General features: G+C 49.7%; 23 protein-coding genes and 1 other RNA gene. 9 read left to right on the top strand and 15 right to left on the bottom strand.

Annotated elements, in window-relative coordinates; genetic code table 11:
* The 7 genes from rsmH to ABDZ76_RS07535 all read right to left on the bottom strand — a co-directional run bounded on the left by rsmH (nucleotide 1) and on the right by ABDZ76_RS07535 (nucleotide 5228).
* Nucleotides 1-1050 (bottom strand): 16S rRNA (cytosine(1402)-N(4))-methyltransferase RsmH, encoded by a 1050-nt coding sequence (gene rsmH / locus ABDZ76_RS07565; RefSeq protein WP_343803886.1) that lies wholly within the window; start codon nucleotides 1048-1050, stop codon nucleotides 1-3.
* A 289-nt stretch (nucleotides 1051-1339) separates the two neighbouring features.
* Nucleotides 1340-1763, bottom strand: an RNA gene (gene rnpB / locus ABDZ76_RS07560) — RNase P RNA component class A.
* Nucleotides 1764-1887: 124 nt separating this feature from the next.
* Entirely contained in the window at nucleotides 1888-2520 is a 633-nt protein-coding gene (locus ABDZ76_RS07555) for a lytic transglycosylase domain-containing protein (protein WP_343803883.1), read from the bottom strand.
* Between the two features lie 321 nt (nucleotides 2521-2841).
* Nucleotides 2842-3654: an N-acetylmuramoyl-L-alanine amidase gene (locus tag ABDZ76_RS07550; protein WP_343803880.1), complete on the bottom strand. Its 813-nt coding sequence runs from the start codon at nucleotides 3652-3654 to the stop codon at nucleotides 2842-2844.
* Nucleotides 3655-3666: 12 nt separating this feature from the next.
* Nucleotides 3667-4374: a TerB family tellurite resistance protein gene (locus ABDZ76_RS07545; protein WP_343803877.1), complete on the bottom strand. Its 708-nt coding sequence runs from the start codon at nucleotides 4372-4374 to the stop codon at nucleotides 3667-3669.
* Nucleotides 4375-4424: 50 nt separating this feature from the next.
* Complete coding sequence (locus tag ABDZ76_RS07540) at nucleotides 4425-4793, bottom strand: antifreeze protein (RefSeq protein WP_343803874.1); 369 nt, start codon at nucleotides 4791-4793, stop codon at nucleotides 4425-4427.
* A 168-nt stretch (nucleotides 4794-4961) separates the two neighbouring features.
* Nucleotides 4962-5228 carry a hypothetical protein gene (locus ABDZ76_RS07535; protein ID WP_343803871.1) on the bottom strand — a complete coding sequence of 89 codons (267 nt, stop codon included), beginning with the start codon at nucleotides 5226-5228 and terminating at the stop codon, nucleotides 4962-4964.
* 220 nt (nucleotides 5229-5448) lie between these two features.
* Between ABDZ76_RS07535 and ABDZ76_RS07530 the strand changes: the two genes are divergently transcribed.
* The 3 genes from ABDZ76_RS07530 (at nucleotide 5449) to ABDZ76_RS07520 (ending at nucleotide 8595) form a co-directional block, all read left to right on the top strand.
* On the top strand, nucleotides 5449-6282 hold the full coding sequence (locus ABDZ76_RS07530; RefSeq protein WP_343803868.1) for a GH25 family lysozyme: 834 nt from the start codon (nucleotides 5449-5451) through the stop codon (nucleotides 6280-6282).
* 123 nt (nucleotides 6283-6405) lie between these two features.
* Nucleotides 6406-7638 (top strand): lytic murein transglycosylase, encoded by a 1233-nt coding sequence (locus tag ABDZ76_RS07525; RefSeq protein WP_343803865.1) that lies wholly within the window; start codon nucleotides 6406-6408, stop codon nucleotides 7636-7638.
* 21 nt (nucleotides 7639-7659) lie between these two features.
* The gene (locus tag ABDZ76_RS07520; RefSeq protein ID WP_343803862.1) at nucleotides 7660-8595 is read left to right on the top strand and encodes an AEC family transporter; all 936 of its coding nucleotides are present in this window, start codon (nucleotides 7660-7662) and stop codon (nucleotides 8593-8595) included.
* Nucleotides 8596-9042: 447 nt separating this feature from the next.
* Here ABDZ76_RS07520 and metF read toward each other — a convergent pair whose 3' ends face one another.
* Both metF and ABDZ76_RS07510 read right to left on the bottom strand, forming a co-directional pair.
* Nucleotides 9043-9945, bottom strand: coding sequence for a methylenetetrahydrofolate reductase [NAD(P)H] (metF, locus tag ABDZ76_RS07515; protein WP_343803859.1), 903 nt, complete (start codon nucleotides 9943-9945; stop codon nucleotides 9043-9045).
* A 115-nt stretch (nucleotides 9946-10060) separates the two neighbouring features.
* Entirely contained in the window at nucleotides 10061-11029 is a 969-nt protein-coding gene (locus ABDZ76_RS07510; protein ID WP_343803856.1) for an ArsR/SmtB family transcription factor, read from the bottom strand.
* A 193-nt stretch (nucleotides 11030-11222) separates the two neighbouring features.
* Here ABDZ76_RS07510 and ABDZ76_RS07505 point away from each other — a divergent pair, with 193 nt between their 5' ends.
* Nucleotides 11223-11543, top strand: coding sequence for a DUF2293 domain-containing protein (locus tag ABDZ76_RS07505; RefSeq protein ID WP_343803853.1), 321 nt, complete (start codon nucleotides 11223-11225; stop codon nucleotides 11541-11543).
* A 102-nt stretch (nucleotides 11544-11645) separates the two neighbouring features.
* Nucleotides 11646-12560, top strand: a complete 915-nt coding sequence (locus tag ABDZ76_RS07500; RefSeq protein WP_343803850.1) for a metallophosphoesterase family protein — start codon at nucleotides 11646-11648, stop codon at nucleotides 12558-12560.
* On the opposite strand, the gene ABDZ76_RS07495 is transcribed toward ABDZ76_RS07500, so the two are convergent.
* The 4 genes from ABDZ76_RS07495 to ABDZ76_RS07480 form a co-directional block, all read right to left on the bottom strand.
* Entirely contained in the window at nucleotides 12546-13154 is a 609-nt protein-coding gene (locus tag ABDZ76_RS07495) for a hypothetical protein (RefSeq protein ID WP_343803847.1), read from the bottom strand. The two genes, ABDZ76_RS07500 and ABDZ76_RS07495, sit on opposite strands and share 15 nt — an antisense overlap.
* 172 nt (nucleotides 13155-13326) lie before the next feature.
* Nucleotides 13327-15039: a 2-isopropylmalate synthase gene (leuA, locus tag ABDZ76_RS07490; RefSeq protein ID WP_343803844.1), complete on the bottom strand. Its 1713-nt coding sequence runs from the start codon at nucleotides 15037-15039 to the stop codon at nucleotides 13327-13329.
* 367 nt (nucleotides 15040-15406) lie between these two features.
* Nucleotides 15407-16315, bottom strand: a complete 909-nt coding sequence (locus ABDZ76_RS07485) for a cation diffusion facilitator family transporter (protein WP_343803841.1) — start codon at nucleotides 16313-16315, stop codon at nucleotides 15407-15409.
* A gap of 219 nt (nucleotides 16316-16534) precedes the next feature.
* On the bottom strand, nucleotides 16535-18712 hold the full coding sequence (locus ABDZ76_RS07480) for an anthranilate synthase component I (protein ID WP_374844585.1): 2178 nt from the start codon (nucleotides 18710-18712) through the stop codon (nucleotides 16535-16537).
* Nucleotides 18713-18976: 264 nt separating this feature from the next.
* Here ABDZ76_RS07480 and ABDZ76_RS07475 point away from each other — a divergent pair, with 264 nt between their 5' ends.
* Nucleotides 18977-19174: a hypothetical protein gene (locus ABDZ76_RS07475; RefSeq protein WP_343803835.1), complete on the top strand. Its 198-nt coding sequence runs from the start codon at nucleotides 18977-18979 to the stop codon at nucleotides 19172-19174.
* A 285-nt stretch (nucleotides 19175-19459) separates the two neighbouring features.
* Here ABDZ76_RS07475 and ABDZ76_RS07470 read toward each other — a convergent pair whose 3' ends face one another.
* On the bottom strand, nucleotides 19460-20422 hold the full coding sequence (locus ABDZ76_RS07470; protein WP_343803832.1) for a small ribosomal subunit Rsm22 family protein: 963 nt from the start codon (nucleotides 20420-20422) through the stop codon (nucleotides 19460-19462).
* A gap of 20 nt (nucleotides 20423-20442) precedes the next feature.
* Nucleotides 20443-21714 (bottom strand): DUF2333 family protein, encoded by a 1272-nt coding sequence (locus ABDZ76_RS07465; RefSeq protein ID WP_343803829.1) that lies wholly within the window; start codon nucleotides 21712-21714, stop codon nucleotides 20443-20445.
* A 494-nt stretch (nucleotides 21715-22208) separates the two neighbouring features.
* Here ABDZ76_RS07465 and ABDZ76_RS07460 point away from each other — a divergent pair, with 494 nt between their 5' ends.
* From ABDZ76_RS07460 to choV, 3 genes are all read left to right on the top strand, one after another.
* Entirely contained in the window at nucleotides 22209-23108 is a 900-nt protein-coding gene (locus ABDZ76_RS07460) for a choline ABC transporter substrate-binding protein (protein WP_374844584.1), read from the top strand.
* A gap of 105 nt (nucleotides 23109-23213) precedes the next feature.
* Nucleotides 23214-24047: a choline ABC transporter permease subunit gene (choW, locus tag ABDZ76_RS07455; protein WP_343803823.1), complete on the top strand. Its 834-nt coding sequence runs from the start codon at nucleotides 23214-23216 to the stop codon at nucleotides 24045-24047.
* 4 nt (nucleotides 24048-24051) lie between these two features.
* Nucleotides 24052-25092 carry a choline ABC transporter ATP-binding protein gene (gene choV, locus ABDZ76_RS07450; protein WP_343803820.1) on the top strand — a complete coding sequence of 347 codons (1041 nt, stop codon included), beginning with the start codon at nucleotides 24052-24054 and terminating at the stop codon, nucleotides 25090-25092.
* The last annotated feature ends 20 nt before the right edge of the window (nucleotides 25093-25112 follow it).

Raw genomic sequence — 25112 nt, 5'->3', positions numbered from 1 at the left:
TCAACTCCTGCTCAAGTCTTGGGTGTCAGGCAATTTCGGTAAACCGAACAACGCATAGTCCGCCGCCATTGACGGCGCGTCTGTGCGCATTCCGGCTCTAAGTTTTGCAGATCTGGCCCGTGGGTTACGATCCGCTTCTTCTTCACTGGCGCCAACAGCACCCTTCACAACCGATGTAAAACTGGCCTTCCGCTCATGCACTTCCGGCATATGACGCGAACCACCGCTTCCACCGGCACGGTCAGCAAAGAAGCGCTTAACAATACGGTCTTCCAGCGAGTGGAATGTTACCACCACCAGACGACCACCCGGCTTCAATCGCTCTTCGGCTGCAATCAGCGCATCTGCCAATTCGTTCAGCTCTTCGTTGACATAAACGCGCAAAGCCTGAAACACGCGGGTTGCCGGATGAATACGATCTTTAGGATGGCGCCCCACCAGCGTTTCAATCGCATTGGCAAGATCAAGTGTGCGGCTGAAAGGTTCAACTGCACGGCGCTTTTCAATCATGCGCGCAATGCGTCCGGCATGACGTTCTTCGCCCAGAAAATTAAAAATACGTGCCAGATCGCCTGCCTTCAAGCGATTGACCACATCGGCAGCACTTGGGCCCGAAACCGACATGCGCATATCAAGCGGGCCATCTTTTTGAAAAGAAAAGCCGCGATCTGCTTCGTCGATCTGCATGGAAGATACACCGATATCAAGCACGATACCGTCAACTTGTTCGCCCTCGCCCAGCACCTGCTCAATAGCAGCGCCCAATTGCGAAAAGCGGTTTTGCACCAGCGTAAAACGACCGGCAAATTCCTGCTCCATGGAGCGGCCATTGGCAATGGCAGTCGGGTCACGGTCAATGCCGATCAGCCGCGCACCTGTTTGCAGGATCGCGCGTGAATAACCACCGGCACCGAAGGTTCCGTCAACAAACACACCATTCTCGTCAGCTTGTAAAGCGTCCAGCACTTCACGAAGCATCACCGGAATATGACGCGAATAATCGCCTTCAGCCTGTACAGCCTGAGACTGTTTTGCGTCTGTGTTCGCCATCACTGTCCCCTTGTCCTTTGCGTTATCGCCAACAAATCCGGCTCTAACTATGATTTTGCTGTCGTTTGAAGGCGTTTCACATCGGCAAGCATTGGCATATTGAGCAATTGATCAGGCACAAGCGGCATTTTTAAGCGCGGCTGTCCCCATCAATTAGTTATCCATCATTAAGCTTAATGAAGAGTTAGCCTTTTGGTGCGCAAAGCCGTTTGCGATGTGAATACACACAATTTTTTTGTATAATTTTTCACGAAATATAAATGGTCGCAAATAAACAGCGTGGAAAGAAATTGTCAGCCGGTCTGTAAGCCGGGTTCTGTATGGCTGAGCATAAGCTCAACGTGGCAGCCATTCATCTGGGACGGATGTCGCCACCCGCCTCGTGCAACCCACCCGGACGGCTATCCGGAAACTGATTGTTGATTCTTTCGAATCAACACGCCGTCCCTATTCGGTCTTGCTCCCGGTGGGGTTTACCTTGCCATTCCTGTTACCAGCAATGCGGTGGGCTCTTACCCCACCCTTTCACCCTTACCCCGTCACCGCTTATGTCCGTTACGACACAACCGGAGACGGGGCGGTTTGCTTTCTGTGGCACTATCCCTGAGGTTACCCTCGCCGGGTGTTACCCGGCACCGTGTCTCCATGGAGCCCGGACTTTCCTCACTTGCCGTCTTTCGACATATGACAAGCGCGGCTGCCCAACCGACTGACAACTGCCTTAAATGCCCTTTCGCAACAAAAGGCAACAAAAAAGCCGGATCACACCAAGCAATCCGGCTTTTTATTCACGCAATATCCTGAAAGACTGATGACGCTTTCAAGAATGCTAACACTTTAGAACGAGCGCATATAGGCCTGCACATTGCTGCAATATTTAGCAGAGGTCGGGTTCATGCGCTTGGCACCATGGCCCGCATTATATTTGAGGATGGTTCCACAAACGCTGCCGCCGCCAAGCTTCTGTGCCTGTGCCAGATATTTCATGCCATATTGCACATTGGTGCTTGGCTCATAAAGCCCCTTGGCAGAACCGGTATAACCCAAGCCACGCGCTGTGGAGAGCTTGATCTGCATCAGGCCGATTTCACCCGCCTGACCACGAACTTCCGGACGAAAATTACTTTCGTGACGGACAACTGCATGGGCAAGTGCCGAGCTTACGCCATAGGTACTGGCATAATGATTGATAATGCTTGAATAGCGGCTGCTGGTCGGCTTGCTCTGTTTTTTCGCAGATTTTTTCGTCGTTTTTGGCTTCGGCAGATATTTTGCCTTAGAGGTTGTGCTTTTCCGTTCTGCTTTTTTGACCGGTGCTTTTTTCACAGCATCGGCTTTTTTCACATCTTTAGCTTCTTTGGTCTTCAAAAGTTCGACCAAATTTGAGGGACTTGATGCCTGTGCAGCATTTAAGTTAAAGCTAGCCACGGCGCCAATGAGGGCGCAAGCAAAAACAAATTTTAATTTCATAATGTACCGTTCTAAAAGAACACCCGCACCTTGGGAGCTGTGCGAATGTTCAGTCCTTCTTAAAATATTCCGGTCAGTGATTGAGCTTAAAAACTGCAATCACGAGGAATATCCTTGCTGATTGAAACTGCGCATTATCCATTCATCGCAGTGTATGACTGGCCCCACGAGAACCTCACAAATTAAATTGGATAGTCTCAAATGATCGGGGTAAGATTTGGCGTCAAAATGCAGCCGAAGATTGATCGGTAAAGTAAAATTACCTTACAGATTGTAACAATTCACCCTAAGAACGTGATTAAATCGTTATGAATCAAACCATTACGCTGTCAGATTTTTTAACGAAAAAAGTAATTTGTAAAGGGTCTCAATAGTTGAAACGTCAGCGACTCCATCAACTTTGTGGCGACGAAAGTGTCTTTGGAACGCATTTACGACACTTTCTGTCTCTTCGCCAAACATGCCATCGATGGTAATTTGATAGCCGACAAGCGCCAGCATCGACTGTAAAGCCTCCACCGGCTGGCCTGATTCTCCACGGGCAAAAAAGCGCCCGCCTTTGATGGGCGCAGGCTCCACATAATGACCGACATCAGCAGCGTGCAATCTTTCCCATGGGAAATTCTGACCCGGATCAATTTTGCGATCAGGCGCAATATCAGAATGCGCCAGCACAAAATGCTGTTCGATCTGATGGCGCATAGTAATGTCCTGACAAAGACGGATCACCGCCTCAATCTGCTTCAACGGATAGGCCGGAAAATCTTGCAACACACCGGCATTGACAATCTCAATACCGATGGAAGCAGAGTTAATATCTGTCTCGCCCTTCCAAAAGCTTTTGCCTGCATGCCATGCACGTGCCTGTTCTGAAACCATCTGCACGATGCGTCCGTCTTCATGCACCAAATAATGCGCAGATACTTCGCGCGCCGGATCTTTCAAAATCTCGGCGGCTTCCTGGGCTGTTTCCAGGCCAGTATAATGGAGAATGACAAAGCGGGGTGTCTTGCCATCTTTACGCACACCAAAATTGGGCGACGGGTCAAGCTCTGCACCAGCAAAATCAGGCTGTATGAGTTTCAGCCCTTCAAGCTCTTGCACAATATCCTGCCCATCTGATTGCCCAACCATTTAACACTCACTTTATACTTTCAGGATTCTTTCAATCTCAGCCCAGGCCGCATTGATATCAGCTAAGCGATGATTGGCAATGGAGACAAATTCCCGCGGCAAACCTTGTGCCACCAAACGGTCAGGGTGATGTTCTTTTACCAGCGCCCGATATTGCGCCTTTGCCTGATCGAAACTGGCACTGCGCTCCAGCCCCAGCACCACATAAGGATCACAGTCTCCGCGCACGACGTGGCGCACGGTAATGCGCTCAATCTCGTCATCACTGAAGCCGAAGATCTGCGCAACATTGGTCAAAAACTCGAGCTCTTTCTCATGCACATAGCCATCAGCTTTGGCGATGTGAAAAAGACCATCGAGAATATCTTCGAGCAAATGGCAGTTTGGCTGGTCTTCGCTGCAAAGCCGCGCCAATTGGCGTGCATAGGCTTCATAGCCGGCCACATCCTGCTTGGCTAAATTATAAAGCCGCGCCACATGGTTGGCCTCTTCAGCAGGAATATCAAAAATCTCCTGAAAAGCGACGACTTCCTGCTCGTTCACCACGCCGTCGGCCTTGGCCATTTTGGCCGAAAGCGCAATCATCGCAATCGAAAAAGCAACGCGGCGTCTGGTATCCGCGTCACCTTCAAACAATGTGCGCACAGCTTCAATTACGCTCATCAGCGCATTTGTGGCTGTTTCACTCACAAACTCTCCAAGGCGAACCCAGATAGACATATGCGCTTTCTAAAACTTAAACGCTTAATAAAGCAGTCTGATAAAATAAATTACTGCTGAACGGCGCTCTTTTTAGCCGCTAAAAATTGTTTGGCTGAAGCCTCTGCCCTGTCACCAGCCAATTTAATCTGCTCGTCATTCTGACCCACAGATTTGGCAGCACTTTCCGCATTCTGGCGGGCGCGGGCAACAATTTCAGCCTCTTGCTCAGGCGTCAAAACACCGGAATTTTCTTTCAGTGTCTCAAGCAAGTCCGGTGCATCAGCAGGCACTTCAGGCTCCTGCACAGCAGGTGCAGTTTCAGCAGGCTGCGCAACAGGCGCAGGCTCTTGCTGCGGTGTTTCAGCTTCATCTTTGCCGCAAGCCGTTAAGGCCGACAATGAAAACAGGATCAAAAAAGGCAGAGCGTAAGGTTTCATGCAATGATGTATAGACCAGACCATTGATTGTTGAAATATCTAATTAAAAATTTCCCGCCCCATTTTGCTGCTTTCACAACAAGTTTGAACCATCATAAAATATGTGGTGACTGAAATATTTCCAGCCACCACATAAGCGCCCTATCAGGAGGGTTCAGGCCGCCAAATTTAATTGGCAGGTGCCGGAGATGTCGGGCTTGGTGAAGCCGGTGATGTTGTGTCCGGTGTTGTTGGCGCAGGCGATGCTGGTGCAGAAGGTGCAGGTGCGGCCGGAGGCGTCGCAGAAGGCGGAGTTGCCGGTGCAGTTGGTGCCGGATCAGCAGGCACGGTTTCTGCCGGATTACCGCTGCCGGAATTTTCCTTCTTGCTGTCATCACAAGCAGCAAGGCCAAGCATCATAACAATTGCCGATGACGCAATAAAAAGCTTTTTCATGATAGTCTCCTTCCGATGAATTGCTTCGTCAAAAGCTCAACTCGCGAAAAAGAAAAAAGTTCTCTCAACTAATTCAACGGCTCGTAACAATCAGAGAGTGCGTCTTTTTATTGCTCTGCATTTTTAAATGACAAATAGTTGTGTGCCCGATAGTGACGGCGCGATTCTGATCGCGTAATCCTAGCGCTTCAAGTGATTCTCTTTCTATTCAGGCCGGACAATGAAACGACTTGCAGTCACATTAACATTTCTTGCAAGTGCAGCGCTTATGAGCGGCTGCACCACTGTTGATTATGATTTTTCCGATGTGCGCAAGCCTGCCGCCCAAAACAGCCAGATCACACCGCCATCCGGCAAGGTTAATGCACCACGCTTCGGCGACCGCAAGCCGCATGAATGGACAGGCAAAACCCCATGGCATTATCCGATCCACGGCACGGATGTTTCCAAATATCAAACGACGGTTGACTGGAACGCTGCCCGCAAGAGCGGCATTTCTTTTGCCTTTATTAAAGCCACTGAAGGCGGCGACCGCTTTGACGAGCGCTTTAGCGAGCATTGGGGCGCGTCCAGAGCAGCCCACGTAAAGCGCGGCGCTTATCACTTCTATTATTTCTGCCGCACGGCAGCCGATCAAGCGCGTTGGTTCATTAAAAATGTACCCAATGACCCGTCTGCTTTGCCGCCGGTTTTGGATATGGAATGGAACGCCAGCTCGCCAACCTGCAAACTGCGCCCGAATGCAGCCATTGTCCGCAAAGAAATGCTGACCTTCCTCAATATGGTTGAAAAACATTACGGCAAGCGACCGATCATTTATACAACCGTTGATTTCTTCGACGATAATGATCTGCGCCAACTCAGCCATTACCCATTCTGGCTGCGTTCCACCGCCGGACATCCGGATGAAAAATACGGGCCGCACCCGTGGACATTCTGGCAATATACCGGAACCGGCACCATTCCGGGCATCTCGGGGGACGCCGACATTAATGTTTTTGCCGGTGATGCCAATGCATGGAAAAAGTGGCTGGAAAGCAACAATGTCCGCTGAGTCTTCGCATCACGGGCATTTTTAGCAAGTTTTGCTTCATTTTATAGGCTTGATAGGGCAATAGATTAGGTCATTGTTGCTGACAGATTACTCTCAGCTATTTTTGAACGAGCTCGTCCTCCTATGAAAATTGTACTCGGCCTTTGTGCTTCTTTGCTTCTGGCATCCACCTGCCTGTCTTTTGCTCAAGCTCCGGCAACGGCAACCACACCTGCATCTGCCAGTGAGGCGGTTCCGCCAAAGCCTGCCTGCGAAACAGACTTCAAGCAATGGATTGAAGATGTTGCAGCAGAAGCACGCGCAGAAGGTGTGAGCGACAAAGGCATTGCCGAGCTGCACAAAGCATCACTGGATGAAAAAGTGCTGGCGCGTGATCGTTCACAATCCGTGTTCAATCTGACCTTCATCGAGTTTTCAAAGCGTCTGATTTCAGAAACCCGCTTGAAAAAAGGTCAGGAAAGCCTGATCAAATATGCCGATGTGTTCCGTAAAGTCGAAGACACCTATGGCGTACCGGGGCCGGTTTTGGCCGCCTTCTGGGGGCTGGAAACAGATTTCGGTGCTATTCAGGGTGATTTCGATACGCTGAATGCGCTTGTTACTTTGGCTTATGATTGCCGCCGTCCTGAACTTTTCCGTCCGCAATTGCTGGCGCTTTTAAAGCTCTTTGATCAGGGCGTTGTGGATGCAGCCACCACAGGCGCATGGGCTGGCGAAATCGGCCAGATGCAATTGCTGCCGAAAGATTATCTGGAACGCGGCGTTGACGGTGACGGCGATGGCAAAGTCGATCTGAAAAACAGCGTTGCCGATGCAATGATGACCGCCGGACGTATGCTGAGCGAACTGGGCTGGCGCAAGGGCGAGCCATGGCTTGAAGAAGTGCGCGTCACCAGTCAGGATTTGCCGTGGCAAGAATCCATACGCGAAAACAGAAAACCCCATTCTCAATGGGCTGAATGGGGCATTACCGGTCGCAACGGGCCGCTTGGCGCAGATGACGGCGAAGCCTCATTGATGCTGCCGCTCGGCCGCAATGGCCCTGCTTTCCTCTCCTATCCTAATTTTGACATTTTCGTGGAGTGGAACAAGTCCATCGTTTACTCGACCACCGCTGCATATTTTGCAACGCGTCTGGCCGGTGCGCCTGCTTTTGATCCGCGTAATCCGGATCTGGGCCTCAACACCGAGCAGATGAAAGAACTGCAAGTAAAGTTGCAGGCGCTCGGTTATGATATGGGCAAAATTGATGGCGTGTTTGGTTTCCGCACCCGCGATGCGGTGCGCACCGAGCAATTGCGCCTGAAAATGCCTGCCGATTCATGGCCAACACCTGAACTGTTGGAAAAATTGTAAAAAACAAAACTGGCAAGAACAATGCTCTCGACATTACTGGTTGTGCTGCCCATTTTCGCATTAATTTTTGCGGGATGGGCAGCCGCCAAAACCCGCATTTTGGGCGGACAGGCAAGCACAGAACTCAATCGTTTCGTCGTTTATCTGGCACTGCCCGCACTTCTTTTTGATATCACCGCCACCACAAACTTACATGAAATCTGGCAACCGGCCTTTATCGGTGCCTTTTGTCTGGCAAGTTTCATCATCTTTGGCCTTGCCTTCCTCTCTCCCAGTAATAAAGGGCAAGACCTGACCACCAAGGCCATTGATGGCCTTAATGCCAGCTATCCAAACACTGCCTATATGGGTTTTCCGCTTTCAATGCTGGCTTTTGGCAGTACTGCACTGCCACTGGTTGCCATGGCGACCATTCTCACCGTGTGCATCATCTTTGCCATTGCCATCACCTTGATTGAGCTAAGCCGCCAGAAGGCGAGCCATAAAGCAAAGCTTATCCTTAAAACAATCGGCTCACTGGCACGTAATCCATTGCTTTTCTCACCAGCACTTGGTGTTGCCTATTCCCTCTCCGGCCTGCCGCTACCGGAATCCGCACATACATTCTTAAAATTGCTGGGTGGTGCGGCCTCCCCTTGCGCATTAGTGGCGCTCGGCCTTTTCTTAGCTGCCAGCAAGCCGTTGACACGCACCAATATCAGCAGCATTTCCTATCTTGTCGGCCTCAAGCTGGTGGCACAACCGGTACTGACCTATATTGCTGCGGTCTATATTTTTCATCTGCCGCCGCTCCTCACCCATACGGCCGTGCTTATCACCGCACTTCCAACCGGAACCGGTTCTTTCATGCTGGCCGAATATTACCGCACAGATGCGACGATCACCTCCAACACTATTCTGGTTTCCACCATGATTTCAGTGCTGACCGTCTCTGCCTATCTGACATTGATTGCCTGATAAAGCGCTCAATCAGAATCGAACCAAAACACAAAAACGCTGCCATAAGTCTGAATTTCCCTTAATGCAGATGGCGTTTTTGTGTCTTTTCCATGAATAATTCTTCATAAAATTAGTATTTAAATTCATATACTTACAAAAAATCAGACAATTATTTCGCTTATTCGGCCATAAAAATGCATGAATTTGCTTTGTTTTTACCCATAAAGACACTAGATTTATAGCATCTGCCAACGCGCATTAGCTTGTTTAAAGCCAAGTACAATCACGAAGGAGACAGACCTATGGGACTGACAAGACCTATGAACGTCCTGATGTTCTGCGCAGCATTTGCTTTTGTTGCAGCCATGATTGTAGGCATCTTTCCTTAAGCTGGGGTGCTTGAGGACATATAATAAAAAACCCGGGTTTTAGCCCGGGTTTTTTATTGTCTTTATTCCAAATTCATTAAGCTACAGCTGGCTCTTTCGGGCGCACGCCCAGCATATGACAAATCGCATAAGGCAACTCGGCACGGTTCATCGTGTAGAAATGGAAATCCTGAAGACCGCGTTCCATCAGATCCATCACCTGCTCAGCGGCAATAGCGGCAGAAACCAGCTGATGGGTATGCGGATCATTATCCAGCCCTTCAAAACGTTCAGCCAGCCACTCCGGCAGATGCTGGCCGGAACGTGCGCAAAAGCCAACCAATTGCTTAAAGCTGTGCACTGGGAAAATACCCGGCACAATCGGAATATAGATACCTGCACGGCGCACACGTTCGACATAACGCTCATAAAGATCATTATCGAAGAAGAACTGGGTAATTGCGCGTGTCGCGCCATTATCCACCTTGCGCTTCAGCATCTCAATATCGGTCGCAAAATCCGGGCTTTCAGGATGTTTTTCCGGATAAGCAGAAACAATAATATCAAAATCGTCGATAGCCTTCAGACCAGCGACCAGTTCCGAACCATTATTATAACCACCCGGTGTCGGCACATAAGCATTGCCCACACCGCTGGCCGGATCACCACGCAACGCCACAAAGCGCTTCACACCCATCGCGGCGAAATCACGGATCACCTGATCCACTTGCTGCTTGGTCGCATCAACACAGGTTAAGTGTGCCGCAGGTGTCACATTAGTTTCGGTCAAAATACGCTGAACAGTGCGTGCGGTTCGTTCACGCGTCGAACCGCCAGCACCATAAGTCACTGAGAAAAACTCAGGCTGCAATGGTGCCAGTCTGGTGACTGTTTCCCAAAGACGATTTTCCATCTCTTCGCTTTTCGGCGGGAAAAATTCAAACGATACCCGAAGTTTTTTGCCGACCTCTGAACGTCGGGAAAGCCCGTAAAAGCGCATGAAACAGTCTCCATCAGTATCGTGGCGGCAGTTTCCTCACGCCATGCCACGTTATTCTTATATAAATTTGCAGACCACAGCACGAAGCTGCTTTTTCCGCTTTTGTGTTCAACAATCAGGCGATCAGCTGACGCGGATCACGTGCCAGCCAGAGCTTGACGGTCAGGGCTTTCGCATCTTCATCAGCTTGCTTCAGCTCACGAATATCAACGCTTTCCAAGCCTGCCTCACGCAGCCAGCCGGTCATCTGCTCATCACTGAAACCAAGGCGCAAATGCGCATGTTCTTCGCGCAGGAATTCCAGCATATGCGGCGCAAAATCGACAATCAGCAGACGCCCGCCTGCCCGTAACGACCGTGCGGCTTCACGAATGGCGCCTTGCGGATCATCCAAAAAGTGCAACACTTGATGGATGGTCACCAGATCAAAGCTTTCACGCTCAACCGGCAGCGCATAAACATCCCCTTGGCGCACCTGCGCATGCGCAATATTGGCCTGATCAAGATTGGCTCGTGCCACCATCAGCATATCGCGGTTGATATCAACACCGACACCACGCACATAAAGCGGCGATAACAGCTCCAGCAAACGTCCTGTGCCGGTGCCCACATCAAGCATAGCCTGAAATGGCACATCGCCGACAATATCTTTCAGCGCGGTTTCAACCGCACCTTCGGCAATATGCAGACGGCGGATTTTATCCCAACTTTGTGCATTGCTGCTGAAATAAGCGGTTGCCTGTTCCTGACGCTGGGTCTTCACTTGGGCCAGACGGTCAAAGTCGCGCTCAATCAACGGGTCAGCTTCATCCAGACGCTGCAAGCTCTCACGGATGATGACACCAAATTCGTCATTGTCAGCAAGACGGAAATAAGCCCATGCACCTTCCTGATAACGGTTGATCAGCCGTGCTTCACTCAACAATTTCAAATGGCGCGACACGCGCGGCTGAGACTGACCAAGGATAAGGGTCAGGTCAGAAACCGTCAGATCACCACGGGTTAAAAGCATCAAAATACGCAAACGGCTTGGCTCAGCCGCCGCCTTCAACACATCAACCATTACATCAAGCTGCAAGCTCATACTGCTACACCCTTTATAGATATAAAGATATGTTTATATAAAAATCAAACTTCATGCAAGTTGATAATCAGAGATTTGCGCTGATTGTGGACAAAATCCTGCCAGCCCGCACGCCATGAGAAACGGACATAAGCTTGCAATTCATGCTGCTTAATGGTCAATAAACGCAGACAAGCAATAAAAGCAGAGCGCTATGCAGGCCAAAACCAACCGGCAAAAACTCATCGCCAAATCTCTGACCCTCTTGATACCGGGTTCACCCTACAGCGATGCCGAGCCTATTCGCGCTGCCGCGCTCAGTCCGCATATGCGTGAATTAACGCCGCCGGTGGCGATATGGCTGGCAACAGTTGCTTATATCCGCCATCAATATACCGATTACGATGCTTTGCGTGATGAAGGCTATGACAAGGAATCAGCACGGTTTTTCGTGCTTGATGCCATTAATGACAAGCTGACTGAATGGCGCGCAACCCGTCTTCTCTCACCCGATGATGACGAGATGCTGAGTTAAAATGCTGTTTTCTTTAGTAAGCAAAACACGCTAAACTCATGTCAGCACATTGAGTGCGGCACGCACAAGCCGCGACATATTCCATCGCCAGTAAAGTTTGTAATGTTCAGATTAGCCCATATTTCCGACATCCATCTCAGCCCTTTGCCGCCGGTTCGCTACCGTGATCTCGCCTCAAAGCGCATCACCGGTTACGTCAACTGGGTGAAGAACCGCAAAAATGCGCTGGAATGTTCTGTTCTCGATGATCTGATCCATGACATGAAAGCCCAAAAGCCAGATCACATTGCGTTAACGGGTGATCTGGTCAATCTAGCCTTAAACAGCGAAATTGATATTGCCCGCGAATGGCTGGAAAAACTTGGTAATCCGCATGATCTATCCGTTGTGCCGGGCAATCATGATGCTTATGTACCCGGCGCATTGCAGAAATCCTGCCGCGCATGGGAGCCGTGGATGCGGGGCGACGGCATCGACAATGGCGACAAGGCACCACAATTTCCATATCTGCGTCAGCGTGGCGATATTGCCATTATTGGCGTATCATCAGCGCGTGCAACAGCGCCCTTTATGGCAAGTGGCGACTTTCTGCCAGCGCAAGCGCACAGACTGGCATTGCTCCTGGAGCGCACCAAACAAGCAGGGCTTTGCCGTGTGGTGATGATCCACCACCCCCCTATTCGTGGCGCAACCCCCAATTATAAGCGCTTATTCGGCATTGGCCGTTTTCAGAAGATTATTAAAAACTATGGTGCTGAACTCGTATTGCATGGCCATACGCATCTGGCCACGCATTATGAGATTGAAGGTACCAATGGTGCGACTGTGCCGGTTATTTGTGTGCCATCGGCCAGCCAGTCTTTTGGCGGCCACAAGCCACCGGCCCGCTACAATATGTTTGACATCAGCAAAAGTGAAAATGGCTGGGCTTGTGAATGGAGTCAACGCGGGATTTTAACCCAAGACAATGAAATCACCGCAATCGGCACCCATCAATTGGCACTACCCGCCCATTAAACCATGCAATGCCGGCATCAGCCTGTCTTGAAAAATCAGGAATAAAAGCACAGCACCCACCAAAGCACCGGTGACAAACCACGCCAAGGCCTGCAAGAAACCACCCGAGCCCTTGGGTTCGTTCTGTGGCTGGGCAGAAGGCTGCGCTGCCACAACCGGCTTGCTATCCCCCATTAATTGCTCACGTTCCACCAAGCGATCGGCGATATAAGCGGTCACGCTTTCGCTGACACGTTTCATGTCCGTTGATTGTGCCATCACCACCCGTCCCTGACGGCTGTCACGCACAAATTTATAAGTGCGCCGGTCATTGCCCATCATCACAAAAGCGGTCGCATCAAGCCAGAGCCGCGGCTGCATGCCTGAGGAAACGGTAAAATCAAACAGATCAACATTTTCCGGCACAGCATCAAAAACGGCTTTCAAATCCACAGCCAGCAGATCAAGCCGTGCCAGTTCTGCTTGCCTAACATCCACGATACTGTCGCCACGATCGGCAGCTGCCATTTTGGCTTGCCGCATCGCATTGGCGAGGCGCAAAGCCCCATCCGTTAGCTGGGCATCATTTTCTTTCTCAAGATCATTTTCACGCATGACAGATCCCTTTGTAAGAAGTGATGAAAGCGTTCAGCACAAGCTGTCGGGTTGATTATACCAAGCCTCACTCAAATCATTCAATAGAAGCAATAATACGGCAATCCACATTGTGACCGACACAAAAAAGGCGACCCGAAGGCCGCCTCTTTTTTAACATGCAACTCAAATTTTATTCCGCCAGCAAACGGTTTGCGGCCGAAACAATCGCTTCCAGTGATGCAGACACGATATTGTCGTTAATACCAACGCCAAAGATTTTACCCTTCGGATGCGCAATTTCCATGTAGCAGATCGCAGTTGCATCTGAACCCTGCTGCAAGGAATGTTCCGAATAATCCACCACCGACAATTTGATGCCGATATGACGTGACAGCGCATCAACAAAACCATCAATCGGTCCGGTGCCGGTGCCTTCGATATTCTTGATTGTACCATTATCATGAATTTCGGCAGTCAGAATACGGCGCGCTTTATTAGCCGGATCTGTCACGGTGTGATGATCGGCAAATTTGAGCCGTGCGCTTTCTTGTGTCACATAGCGCGCAATGAACTCTTCATAGATGCGCTTGGACGGCAGTTCCTTGCCTTCATCATCAGTAATTTTCTGAATGATTTCGCGGAATTCCACCTGCAGGTTGCGCGGCAGGTTCAAGCCGTAATCCTGTTGCAGAATATAGGCCAGACCACCCTTACCGGACTGCGAGTTGATGCGGATAATCGCTTCATACGAACGACCGACATCCTGCGGATCAATCGGCAGATATGGCACTTCCCACAATGGGGAATTTGCGGTTTTCTTGGCTTTCATGCCCTTGTTGATCGCATCCTGATGCGAGCCGGAGAAAGCAGTGTAAACCAGTTCACCCACATATGGATGGCGTTCCGGAATAACCAGTTGGTTGGAATATTCGTAAACTTCCTTCATGCGGTTGATGTCGGAGCAATCCAGTTCCGGATCAACACCTTGCGTGAACATGTTCAAAGCCAGTGTCACCACATCCACGTTACCGGTGCGCTCGCCATTGCCAAACAATGTGCCTTCAACACGGTCGGCACCAGCCATCAAGCCCAGCTCGGTGGCAGCAATGCCTGTGCCGCGGTCATTATGCGGATGCAGCGAAATAATCAGGCTTTCGCGATTATCCAGCTGACGGCACATCCATTCGATCTGGTCAGCATAGACATTCGGCGTGTTCATTTCGACCGTGGACGGCAGATTGATGATCAGCTTATTATCCGGTGTCGGTTTTACAATTTCTGTCACCGCATTACAGATTTCCAACGCCACTTCCAGCTCAGTACCGGTAAAGCTTTCCGGCGAATATTGGAAACGATAGCCGCCGCCAGCCTTTGCCGCCATATCGGTGATCATTTTGGCAGCATCTGTGGCAATCTGCTTGATACCGCTGACATCTTTGCCAAACACCACACGGCGCTGCAATTCACTGGTGGAATTGTAGAAGTGGATGATCGGTGTTTTTGCGCCTTCCAGCGCTTCAAATGTACGGATGATCAGTTCAGGACGGCACTGCACCAGCACCTGCAGGTCCACGTCATCGGGCACATTGCCCTCTTCAATGCACCAGCGGCAGAAATCAAAATCTGTTTGTGATGCGGAAGGGAAACCAATTTCAATTTCCGGAAAACCCATATCCAACAACAGCTGGAACATCCGTGCTTTACGATCGTGCCCCATCGGATCGACCAGTGCCTGATTGCCGTCGCGCAGATCAACCGAGCACCAGATCGGTGCTTTTTCAATGCGCTTTGACGGCCATTGGCGGTCTTGCAGCTGTGTCAGCTGAAACGGCGCATATTTTGACTGCGCTACCGGCATACCTTTTTTGGCGGAAGCAACTGTTTTATCTGCAATCTGAGTCATAACTATTCTCGTTCTTCGTGACGATCTGACCGCCACCGGCGGCTCAAACCGTTATTCGTTAACTACTAAAATTTCTGGATAACCGATGAGAAGATTATCAAAATTCAGACTATAAGGAGCATGGACCAGCGTGGTCTCTTGTCGACCGCCGGACGCTCCTCTTTAACGAGCCCAGCGATCGCCGCTAAGGCTAAGAAGAAGCGAGTTTAAAACACAAACATGTACAGCACCGCTTACGCGGTTGCCGGAAAAAGATTTCGCCATGTTTAAGGTTTTACAAGTCATGGATGTATTTCTAGCGATTCATCGCGCCAGTTGCAAGCCTGCAATCACTGATTTTAAAGTAAAATTTTGCAATGCCTTTCGCTCACGCAAAAGGCACCGCACATGTGCCCAAAGGAAGCTTGGCTTCATCTTCCGGCTCGACATGGATAACCACAACCGCATTATCAATCTGATCACGCAATGCATCTTCAATACGATCACAAATAATATGCGCGTTGCCCACGCTCATTTCGGCTGCCACAACCAGATGAAACTCGATAAAGGTCGCACGCCCCGCTACACGGGTTTTAAGATCGTGAACCTCAATCGCACCTTCCGCATTGGTGGAGATGATGTCACGAATATTCATCGTCTCATCAATATCAGTGCCGACATCCATCAAGCCTTGCACAGAGGAATTGATAACCTGCCAGCCCTGCCATAAAATATTAATAGCAACAATGATGGCAAGCAACGGGTCAAGGATTGCCCAACCGGTCACGATAGAGGCAACCAAACCAACCAGAACCCCAACCGAAGTCACAACATCGGTCATGATATGTTTGCCATCCGCGGTCAGTGCCGGTGATTTGTCACGGCGGCCAACACGGATCAAAATGGTGGCCCAAATGGCATTAAGCACACCGGCAGCGATATTGATGCCAAGACCCAGCCAAGGTTCATCCATCAGGCGCGGTGCGCGCAGCGCACTCCACGCTTCGTTGAAGATGAGCAATGCCGCAACGATGATCAGCACGCCCTCAATGACAGCAGAAAAATATTCAGCTTTATGATGGCCATAAGGGTGATTGCGATCAGCCGGCATATAGCTGACCCGAATAGCCCACCAGGCAGCAACAGCTGCAATCACATTAACAATAGATTCAAGCGCATCCGAATAAAGCGCCACTGAACCGGTCAGATGATAGGCTAAATATTTCAGCGCAAGAACAGCAAAGGCGACAGGGATTGACCATGCAGCCAATCGTTGAATCTTTTTCTTCGTATCCATAGTCAACCCTTTGACGTTTCACATCATTTTAATGTGCAACGCGCCATCAATCAGGCATGACACATGCCTGAAAACGCTTTAAAATTGTCATTAATTACGTGCTTCGAACTCGGTAAGCACATTCTCTATACCGAAACAAACTGAAAACCGAAACCCCCGCCGCTCAAAAGCAACGGGGGATAACAGATTTATCAGCAGTTTATTAGATTAACCTAATATTTATGCGCGGGCTTTAGCCACCAACCCCGTCACAACATTTTCAATCATCCGCATACCTGCTTCATCTTCAAAAGTCATGATGGATTCCGGATGGAATTGCACCGCCGCAATCGGCTCATTTTTGTGCTCAATACCCATAATGATACCGTCTTCCGTCACTGCCGTTACATCAAACACATCCGGTAAATGTTTCGGATCGGCATGCAGCGAATGATAGCGACCGACATTAAAGCTTTGCGGCAATCCGGCAAAAACCGTGCCAGCCTTCAAAATATTGATCGGCGACGGCTTGCCATGCACCGGAATATCCAGCTGATTAAGCTTGCCGCCAAAGGCCTCTGTCAGTGCCTGAAGCCCCAAACACACACCAAAGATTGGCATTTTGCGTGCGCGTGCCGCTTCAATCGTGGCCGTGCAATTAAAGTCGGAAGGTGTACCAGGCCCCGGTGACAGCACAACCAGATGCGGCTTCACTTCATCAAAAACCGCATCAGTGACCGGTGCACGAACAGTGGAAACTTTCGCGCCTGTCTGACGGAAATAATTCGCCAATGTATGCACGAATGAATCTTCATGATCCACCAGAAGAATATTGGTGCCCTGCCCGACCATTTCCGCTTCCTGTTTTTGTGTTTCTGCCTGCACTTTATGTGCCTCACGAATAGCTGCCAGCATAGCAGAGGCCTTCAATTCGGTCTCGGCCTCTTCTTCCTGCGGGTTTGAATCATAAAGCAATGTTGCACCGGCACGCACCTGTGCTACACCATCTTTAATCCGCACAGTGCGCAAGGTCAGGCCGGTATTCATATCGCCATTAAAATGCATCATGCCAACCGCGCCGCCATACCATGCACGCGGGCTTTTTTCATGATTCTCAATAAAGCGCATCGCCCATAATTTTGGCGCACCAGTGACTGTCACCGCCCATGCGTGGCTGAGGAACCCATCAAAAGCATCCATGTCGGCACGCAAGCGGCCTTCAATATGATCAACCGTATGAATGAGGCGCGAATACATTTCAATCTGACGGCGTCCGATCACCCGCACCGAACCCGGATCGCACACGCGGCTTTTATCGTTACGATCCACATCCGAGCACATGGTCAGTTCGGATTCGTCCTTTTTCGAATTGAGCAGTTTCAAAATCTGCTCCGAATCCGAAATCGCATTTTCACCGCGCTTGATCGTACCGGAAATCGGGCATGTTTCAATGCGACGGCCATTAACACGCACGAACATTTCCGGTGATGCACCCACCAGATATTCATCTTCACCTAAATTGATGAAGAAGGAATAAGGTGACGGATTGGTGCTTTTCAGACGACGGAAAATTTCAGACGGCTGGCTTTCGCAGCGCTCATAGAATGTCTGCCCCGGCACCACTTCAAACAGATCACCGCGCTTGAAACTATCTTTGGCTTTTTCAACAAGCTGCGCATATTCACCGGGCTGATGGTCACCACGTCCCGGATTTTCAGTTGAAGGCTCAAAGACTTTTGACGGCGTTTCACGCGCCAGACCGTGCGTGCCCTTGCCATCAATGCTAAATTCATAAGAATCCACCCATGCCTTAGTGGAGTAATGGTCAACGATGACAATCTCATCAGGAATGAACAGCACCAGATCGCGCTGATCATCCGGACGCTTCATCTTGAAATCAATTTTGTCGAACTGGAAAGCCAGATCATAACCAAAAGCACCATAAAGACCTAAATTGGCATCTTCCTCAGAGAAGAACAGCGCAACAATCGCACGTAGCACCGTGAAAACCGATGGCATACGGGAGCGTTCTTCTTCAGAAAAAACGCCCTTCGGCTCGGCAACAGTCAGATCAATACGGGTTGTATTCTGCTGATCGATGGTCACAGCATTTATGGCCTGCAACACTTTTAAAATCGGCGCCAGCAGCACTTCGCCGCGCTTATTCAAAGCTTCGATACGCATGACACGGCCATTGGCAGTGATGACAACAGGCGGATCGATAATGGCGGTATCCCAGCGGGTATAGCGACCAGGATATTCATAGTTAGACGAAAAAACCGCGCCACGGCGCGTGTTCAAAACATCAATGCGCTGCTCGATGGCGCCTTTATAATCGATCAGCTGGCGTACGCGCTCAACCGTAATACCACCTTGGCTCAGATGTGTATGTGTTTCGATCTTCGACATTTTAGTCATAGTCATGAACCGTTCTGTTTGCCTTGATCAAACTTTTCAAAAAGCTGATCTGATCCTGTCCGCATGTCTTCAAATCATGCATTTTCTGGAAGTCGTTTTAAGGATACGGGCAAACAAAAAGGCCGCCCGGTTTACCCGTTGCGACCCCAAACTTCACTTTCGCTTATGCACAAGTGTTCTCACGGCCGCTGTTAACGGACCCACCACCAACCATTCATGAGGATGTGCGACTTGTACATGTCAGTTTGATAGCTCGCGACAAGCATGAAGGCAACTGCAAAAATGCATGAGCAAAAAAGAAAGTTAACAGACTTGTCAAAAGTGACAGTTTTCACGTCATCTGCTGATCTTTATAAAGCCACCCCTGCAAGAGCAGAAATTAAGATTGCAAACAATGTTCAATCACCCGCTCCAGCAGCAAACGTACCATTGCATCATACGCAAATAAAAAGTCCGGCCTGATAAACAAGCCGGACGTATAAAAGCTCAAAGGTTGAGCAAATCAGGCCGCGAATTCCCGAATGCTGCTGCCTGTATGTGAAGACGTTGTTGGTATTAAAATGCAACGCCATCGAAGCAATAAATACGTATGGTATAAATTAAGTACACCCAACAACTACTATAGGTTGTATTTAAATGCAATACGTATTTTTATCAGGCTGCATTAATTTTTCAAATCAAGACTAAGCATTTGAAATACCGCTATAAAGCCCATTTAACTCATCAAAAGAGCAATACAACCTGTATTTACAATGCATCGCCCCAATCAGCACGGCGCGCCTGTTTAAACAAGTCGCCGTCCCGTTTGGTGATCGTTTGCTGAGCAATCACGCCATCATGGCGGCAAAGCTTCAGTTCCGCCTTACCACTGCTGGTTTTAACCGGTGCCAGCACACGGTTTTGCGCCCGCTCGCCTTCAAAGCGTGACACAGCGAGATAGATATATTTCTCATCTTCCCACGGTACATCGGCTTGTTTGGTCAGGCGATGTAATTTCGACCGCGCCACACGTCTGGAGAAATGACACCAATCAGAACCTTCAATCGCGCAAGCCTCATGATGCGGACATGGCGCAACTATAAAAGCACCAGCTTCTATCAACTGCGCACGTGCATCCATAATCCGCTGCCAGCCGGCAGGTGTGCCCGGCTCAATGAGCACAAACATATTATCACAGGCCGACCAGAGACGCGCAATCAAATCGCTGCGCTCCGCTGCCGACAGCTCATCCAGCACATAGGCCAATGTGACCAGATCGGCTTTTGGCAAAGGGGTGCGTTCTTTAACAATGTCACGCGCCACCCAGTCAACTTTATCAAGCCCTGCTTCATCAGAAAGTTTGGAGCCCACCGCACGGATAGCATTGCTTGCTTCCATCAATGTTGCCTGTCGCAGTTCCGGCCAGCATTGTGAAGCCGCCCATAAAACAGTGCCCGGCCCCGCCCCCACATCGAGAAGCGATGACGGACTAAATTCAGGGCGCAGTTCGGCTGCATAATCAAGGCTTGAAAACACCGCCGCATAGGTGGCAGGTAAACGGGCTGCCAGATAAGCATAGGCTGCCATCTCGTCCGACAAATGCAACCGCCCGTCACGCGTCTCGGCACGATAGCGCTTCGATAAAATATCGGAAGCGCGCTGCAAATCAGTCAATGCTACACCGTTCAGGAGGCTATCCACCCCCTGACGTAACCGTGCCGGTAGTTCCATGAAGTCAAATCACCTTAAAATCAGCGTTCCAGAACCTGTCTGATATCAACCAGATTGGAGCGGACGCGCAAAATGTAAAAGCCCATTGTGGTCAGATGAGACGGTGTAAACCACGCATCCTGACGGCCATTGGAAACAATGGTCGGCTGCATATCCAAAGCATCGCGCAACTGCTTTTCCATCGAATCCCAGATACTGTCGAGATGCTTCTCTGACAGAACCGAACGGAAATCGGAATGCGCTGCACGCAACAAACCATAATAAGCGTAAAGCTGACCATAAGAGAACCAGAATCGATCATCGGCACGGGTATCAAACCAACCGGCATGATAATTCTCGGCGCGATCTTTCAAAATCGCCGAAGTCGAGCCCAGATCATTGGCAATACGGTCAATATACTGGATCAGATTGTCAGCGCGCGCATCAAACACGGCTTCACAATTTTCCAGACGCTTGTTGAAATTACGGATATCTTTGATCGCCGAGCGATAATAGCTCGGTGTCGGTGTTTTCGGGCCAAACGGGCTCAAGCCGAAATACCATGAATCTTCGGCAAACTGCATATTGCCGCGGGCTTTTTGCAAGTCATTATCGACCTGCGATGTACCACGCAGACGCCCCAGATTATCAACCAGTTCAACGGTTGTGCGGCGCACAGCAGCATTGATGCCGCGTTGGAAGGAGGCTTTATTGTCAAGAAACGGGGTTCTGTCCCAATCCATTCCAAAAAAACCAGCCTTATAAAGCACCATGGATGAAATCCACGCATTCTGATTGACGTTAAAATCAGTCAGATCGGCAGTCACTTCAGCAATCGCCGAAATCGCGCAAGACTTTTCACTCACCGGCAAATTTGCCGCCTGCATTGGCATATTTGTTGTGTCCGGCTTTGGCTCATCAGCCGTATCGGTTGGTGTCGTTTCCGGAGTTGTTTCCGATGTAGTATCCAAACCTTCTTCAGGCTTAACCGGTTCAGTCACCGGAGTTTCAGGTGCCGGCTGAATTAAAGGTGTGATCGTCTTATTGATCTTTTCACCCGGTGTGGTTGCCGTTTGATAGGTATATTTTGACGGATAGTCTGGATCAAAATTTGTCCAGACTTGGGTCTGCCAGATAAAATAGCCGTAGAGGAACACAATACCGAGCACCACAACGCCGATACCAGCTCTCCAAAGCAAACCAAGGCGCAAATAAAGCCGCCACAGCGCACCAAGCGGCACTGCAATCACCCGACCGATCGCTGCCAGCAAGCGCCAGATGAAAGAAACGACGCCGACAATACCATTCCACATACTGCTTCTTCCCTCTTACACGCCGCGCTCAAGCCAAACAGCCAAGCCTTTTATCAAACACTTAAATCTACTCACAATTTCTATGCGAGCATTATATCTTTACCTGCAATTGAAATAGAAACTAAATCCGTTTTCAACAAGCAGCCACATCAAAATAACCCTCAAAATATATGTTTTTTCAATAAAAACTTGCGATTACGCGCTTAATCCGTAACATCGCCCCTGTTTTCGCAAGCCTTCATGCGGATGCAATCCTTGCATTCGCGGGCAATCCATCTGTTTTCAGCGCGCGTTTATTCTGCGTGTAAAACAGGAACATTTCCGTTTTAGGGTCAAATCCCTCGTAGAACTAAAGCAATTCATCTGTTATTTGCTAATCAAACGGAACCGGGAAAATTAAATTGAAAAACCGGACAATGGAGAGATTAACAATGAAATCCGTAACTGACTATGCAGTGTCGCTCGGCCTGTGCGCAATCGCCGTTACCAGCCTGATGCCTGCCAGCACAGCACTTGCAGCCGAACCAGCCAGTTGCTCGACCATACGTTTTTCCGATGTGGGCTGGACGGACATTACCTCCACCACAGCAGTGACAACCGAAATCCTCAAAACCCTCGGCTATAAACCTGAATTGAAGGTTTTATCCGTACCTGTCACCTATGCGTCTTTGAGCAAAAAAGACATTGATGTGTTCCTTGGCTACTGGAACCCGTCCATGACCGCAGATTTGCAGCCATATCTTGACGATAAAACCGTTGAAACCCTGCGTGTGAACCTGACCGGCGCCAAATATACGCTGGCTGTGCCACAGGCAACTTATGATGCAGGCCTGAAAGACTTTGCCGATATCGCCAAGTTTAAAGACGAGCTTGACGGCAAAATTTATGGCATCGAGCCGGGCAATGACGGCAACCGTCTTATTCTCGATATGATTGAGAAAAATGCCTTTGATCTGAAATCCTTCTCACTGGCAGAATCATCAGAGCAAGGCATGCTGGCGCAGGTAGCCAAAAACATCAAAAACAAAAAGCCGATTGTCTTTCTTGGATGGGAACCACATCCGATGAACAGCAATTTTGACATGGTGTATCTCACCGGCGGCGATGATTTCTTCGGGCCAAACTTAGGCGGCGCAACTGTTGAAACCAATATCCGTGCCGGCTACGCTGAGGAATGCCCGAATGTCGGTAAATTCCTCACCAATCTGGAATTCCAGCTTGATATGGAAAACCAGATCATGGGCAAAATCCTTGATGATGGTGAAGATCCGGCCAAGGCTGCCAAAGCATGGATTAAGGCTAATCCGGCTTCACTCGACAAATGGCTTGATGGCGTCACCACTGTTGACGGCAAAGATGGTTTGGAAGCTGCCAAAGCGGCATTCGGTCTTTAAGTTAAATTATAGGATTGCAGGCGGGGTGCATTTTTGCTTTAACCCCGCCGTTTTCAATTATCGTTTAAGCTTTATTTTCATTAAAACGCAGCAGGAGACATTTCGTTGGACTGGCTGACGGACAATAAAATTCCGGTGGGTCGTACCGCCAAAACAATCGTAGACTGGCTCACTAATAATCTGGGCGGTCTGTTTGATGCACTTGCAGCAGTGATGCAAACACTGATTGATGGTTTGCTTTTTGCACTCAAAGCACCTCATCCGTTCATTCTGATTGCCATTTTTGCACTCATCGCTTGGGGGCTGCAACGCCGTATTACCGTGGCAGTGCTGACAGTGCTCGGCTTTCTTTTCATCCTCAACCAAGGCTATTGGGATCAGACCTTAGAGACACTCACCCTTGTGCTCTCGGCCTGTTTCTTATGCATGCTGATCGGCGTGCCGCTTGGCATTGCTGCCGCGCATCGCCCGACGCTTTACGCCTTCATGCGTCCTGTGCTCGATCTGATGCAGACATTGCCGACATTCGTTTATCTTATTCCGGCAATTGTGTTTTTCGGCATTGGCATGGTGCCGGGTCTTTTGGCGACAGCCATTTTCGTGCTGCCCGCCCCGATCCGCCTCACCCATTTAGGCATTTCATCCACACCGGAACATCTGATTGAAGCCGGTGAAGCTTTTGGTGCTACAAGACGTCAATTGCTATGGAAAATTGAACTGCCATACGCTATGCCGCAAATTCTGGTTGGGCTGACACAAACCATCATGCTTTCCTTGTCGATGGTTGTGATTGCTGCACTGGTTGGCGCTGACGGTTTGGGTGTACCAGTGGTACGCGCGCTCAACTCCGTTAACACCGCACTCGGCTTTGAGGCAGGATTGGTTATCGTTGTGGTGGCCATCGTGCTTGATCGGATTTTCCGCTCAGTTAAGGAATAAATAAATGAGCATGATAGACCTGAACGATGTTTCTATCGTGTTTGGCAAACAGCCGCAAAAGGTTCTGACCCTTGCCGATGAAGGTCTGTCCAGAGCAGAAATTCAAACCGCGACCAATCAGGTTTTGGGCGTTCACAATTGTGATTTGCAAATTGCCGAAGGTGAAATGCTGGTATTGATGGGCTTGTCCGGTTCGGGCAAGTCCACGCTCTTACGTGCGATCAACCGTTTGATACCGGTGGCACGTGGCCATGTTTCACTGCAAGGCAAAAACGGCCCTGTCGATGTGGTTAATGCCGACCGCAAAACCTTGCGACAGCTGCGCACTGAAATCGTCTCGATGGTGTTTCAGCAGTTCAGCCTGTTGCCTTGGCGCACTGTCGTTGAAAATGTCGCTTTCGGCCTCGAAATCAACGGCATCAAAAAAGCCGAACGTCTGGCTCTGGCTCATGAGCAGCTGGAGCTGGTTGGTCTGCAAGATTGGGCCTGTCATAAGGTCAGCGAATTGTCCGGCGGTATGCAGCAGCGCGTGGGTCTCGCTCGTGCCTTTGCAACCGGCGCCCCGATTTTGCTGATGGATGAGCCGTTTTCTGCTCTTGATCCGCTGATCCGCACCCGCCTTCAGGATGAATTGCTGCTTTTGCAATCCCGCTTGAAAAAGACCATTGTCTTTGTCAGCCATGATCTTGATGAAGCGATGAAACTTGGCAATCGCATTGCCATTATGGATGGCGGGCGCATTGTTCAATGCGGCACACCGCAGGATATTTTGCTTAACCCGGCTAGCCAATATGTGGCGGATTTTGTTACCCATATGAACCCGCTTGGCGTATTGCGTGCGGCCGACATCATGTCACCGCTTGATCGTAACAGCCCGGCGCGTCCGTTTGCGGCAACAGCCAGACCAGAAACACCTGTGCGTGATCTGATGAATGCAATTGCACAAAATGGCGGCGATGTCGGCATTGTCGATAATGGCAAAATTTTGGGCAAAATCTCATCGGATGAGATTGTCCGCGCCCTTGCATGGCACCAGCAATCTTAAAAAAATCTGCTTATCAAATA

The organism is Paenochrobactrum glaciei (assembly GCF_039522165.1).
Lineage (GTDB): Bacteria > Pseudomonadota > Alphaproteobacteria > Rhizobiales > Rhizobiaceae > Paenochrobactrum > Paenochrobactrum glaciei.
The sequence above is the reverse complement of the archived record's forward strand: the minus strand, read 5'-3'. Positions and strand labels throughout refer to the sequence as shown.

Coding starts and splice junctions, on each gene's coding strand:
- rsmH (WP_343803886.1), bottom strand. CDS start 1,050: ATGGCGAACACAGACGCAAAACAGTCTCAGGCTGTACAGGCTGAAGGC.
- ABDZ76_RS07555 (WP_343803883.1), bottom strand. CDS start 2,520: ATGAAATTAAAATTTGTTTTTGCTTGCGCCCTCATTGGCGCCGTGGCT.
- ABDZ76_RS07550 (WP_343803880.1), bottom strand. CDS start 3,654: ATGGTTGGGCAATCAGATGGGCAGGATATTGTGCAAGAGCTTGAAGGG.
- ABDZ76_RS07545 (WP_343803877.1), bottom strand. CDS start 4,374: ATGTCTATCTGGGTTCGCCTTGGAGAGTTTGTGAGTGAAACAGCCACA.
- ABDZ76_RS07540 (WP_343803874.1), bottom strand. CDS start 4,793: ATGAAACCTTACGCTCTGCCTTTTTTGATCCTGTTTTCATTGTCGGCC.
- ABDZ76_RS07535 (WP_343803871.1), bottom strand. CDS start 5,228: ATGAAAAAGCTTTTTATTGCGTCATCGGCAATTGTTATGATGCTTGGC.
- ABDZ76_RS07530 (WP_343803868.1), top strand. CDS start 5,449: ATGAAACGACTTGCAGTCACATTAACATTTCTTGCAAGTGCAGCGCTT.
- ABDZ76_RS07525 (WP_343803865.1), top strand. CDS start 6,406: ATGAAAATTGTACTCGGCCTTTGTGCTTCTTTGCTTCTGGCATCCACC.
- ABDZ76_RS07520 (WP_343803862.1), top strand. CDS start 7,660: ATGCTCTCGACATTACTGGTTGTGCTGCCCATTTTCGCATTAATTTTT.
- metF (WP_343803859.1), bottom strand. CDS start 9,945: ATGCGCTTTTACGGGCTTTCCCGACGTTCAGAGGTCGGCAAAAAACTT.
- ABDZ76_RS07510 (WP_343803856.1), bottom strand. CDS start 11,029: ATGAGCTTGCAGCTTGATGTAATGGTTGATGTGTTGAAGGCGGCGGCT.
- ABDZ76_RS07505 (WP_343803853.1), top strand. CDS start 11,223: ATGCAGGCCAAAACCAACCGGCAAAAACTCATCGCCAAATCTCTGACC.
- ABDZ76_RS07500 (WP_343803850.1), top strand. CDS start 11,646: ATGTTCAGATTAGCCCATATTTCCGACATCCATCTCAGCCCTTTGCCG.
- ABDZ76_RS07495 (WP_343803847.1), bottom strand. CDS start 13,154: ATGCGTGAAAATGATCTTGAGAAAGAAAATGATGCCCAGCTAACGGAT.
- leuA (WP_343803844.1), bottom strand. CDS start 15,039: ATGACTCAGATTGCAGATAAAACAGTTGCTTCCGCCAAAAAAGGTATG.
- ABDZ76_RS07485 (WP_343803841.1), bottom strand. CDS start 16,315: ATGGATACGAAGAAAAAGATTCAACGATTGGCTGCATGGTCAATCCCT.
- ABDZ76_RS07480 (WP_374844585.1), bottom strand. CDS start 18,712: ATGACTAAAATGTCGAAGATCGAAACACATACACATCTGAGCCAAGGT.
- ABDZ76_RS07475 (WP_343803835.1), top strand. CDS start 18,977: ATGAAGGCAACTGCAAAAATGCATGAGCAAAAAAGAAAGTTAACAGAC.
- ABDZ76_RS07470 (WP_343803832.1), bottom strand. CDS start 20,422: ATGGAACTACCGGCACGGTTACGTCAGGGGGTGGATAGCCTCCTGAAC.
- ABDZ76_RS07465 (WP_343803829.1), bottom strand. CDS start 21,714: ATGTGGAATGGTATTGTCGGCGTCGTTTCTTTCATCTGGCGCTTGCTG.
- ABDZ76_RS07460 (WP_374844584.1), top strand. CDS start 22,209: ATGCCTGCCAGCACAGCACTTGCAGCCGAACCAGCCAGTTGCTCGACC.
- choV (WP_343803820.1), top strand. CDS start 24,052: ATGAGCATGATAGACCTGAACGATGTTTCTATCGTGTTTGGCAAACAG.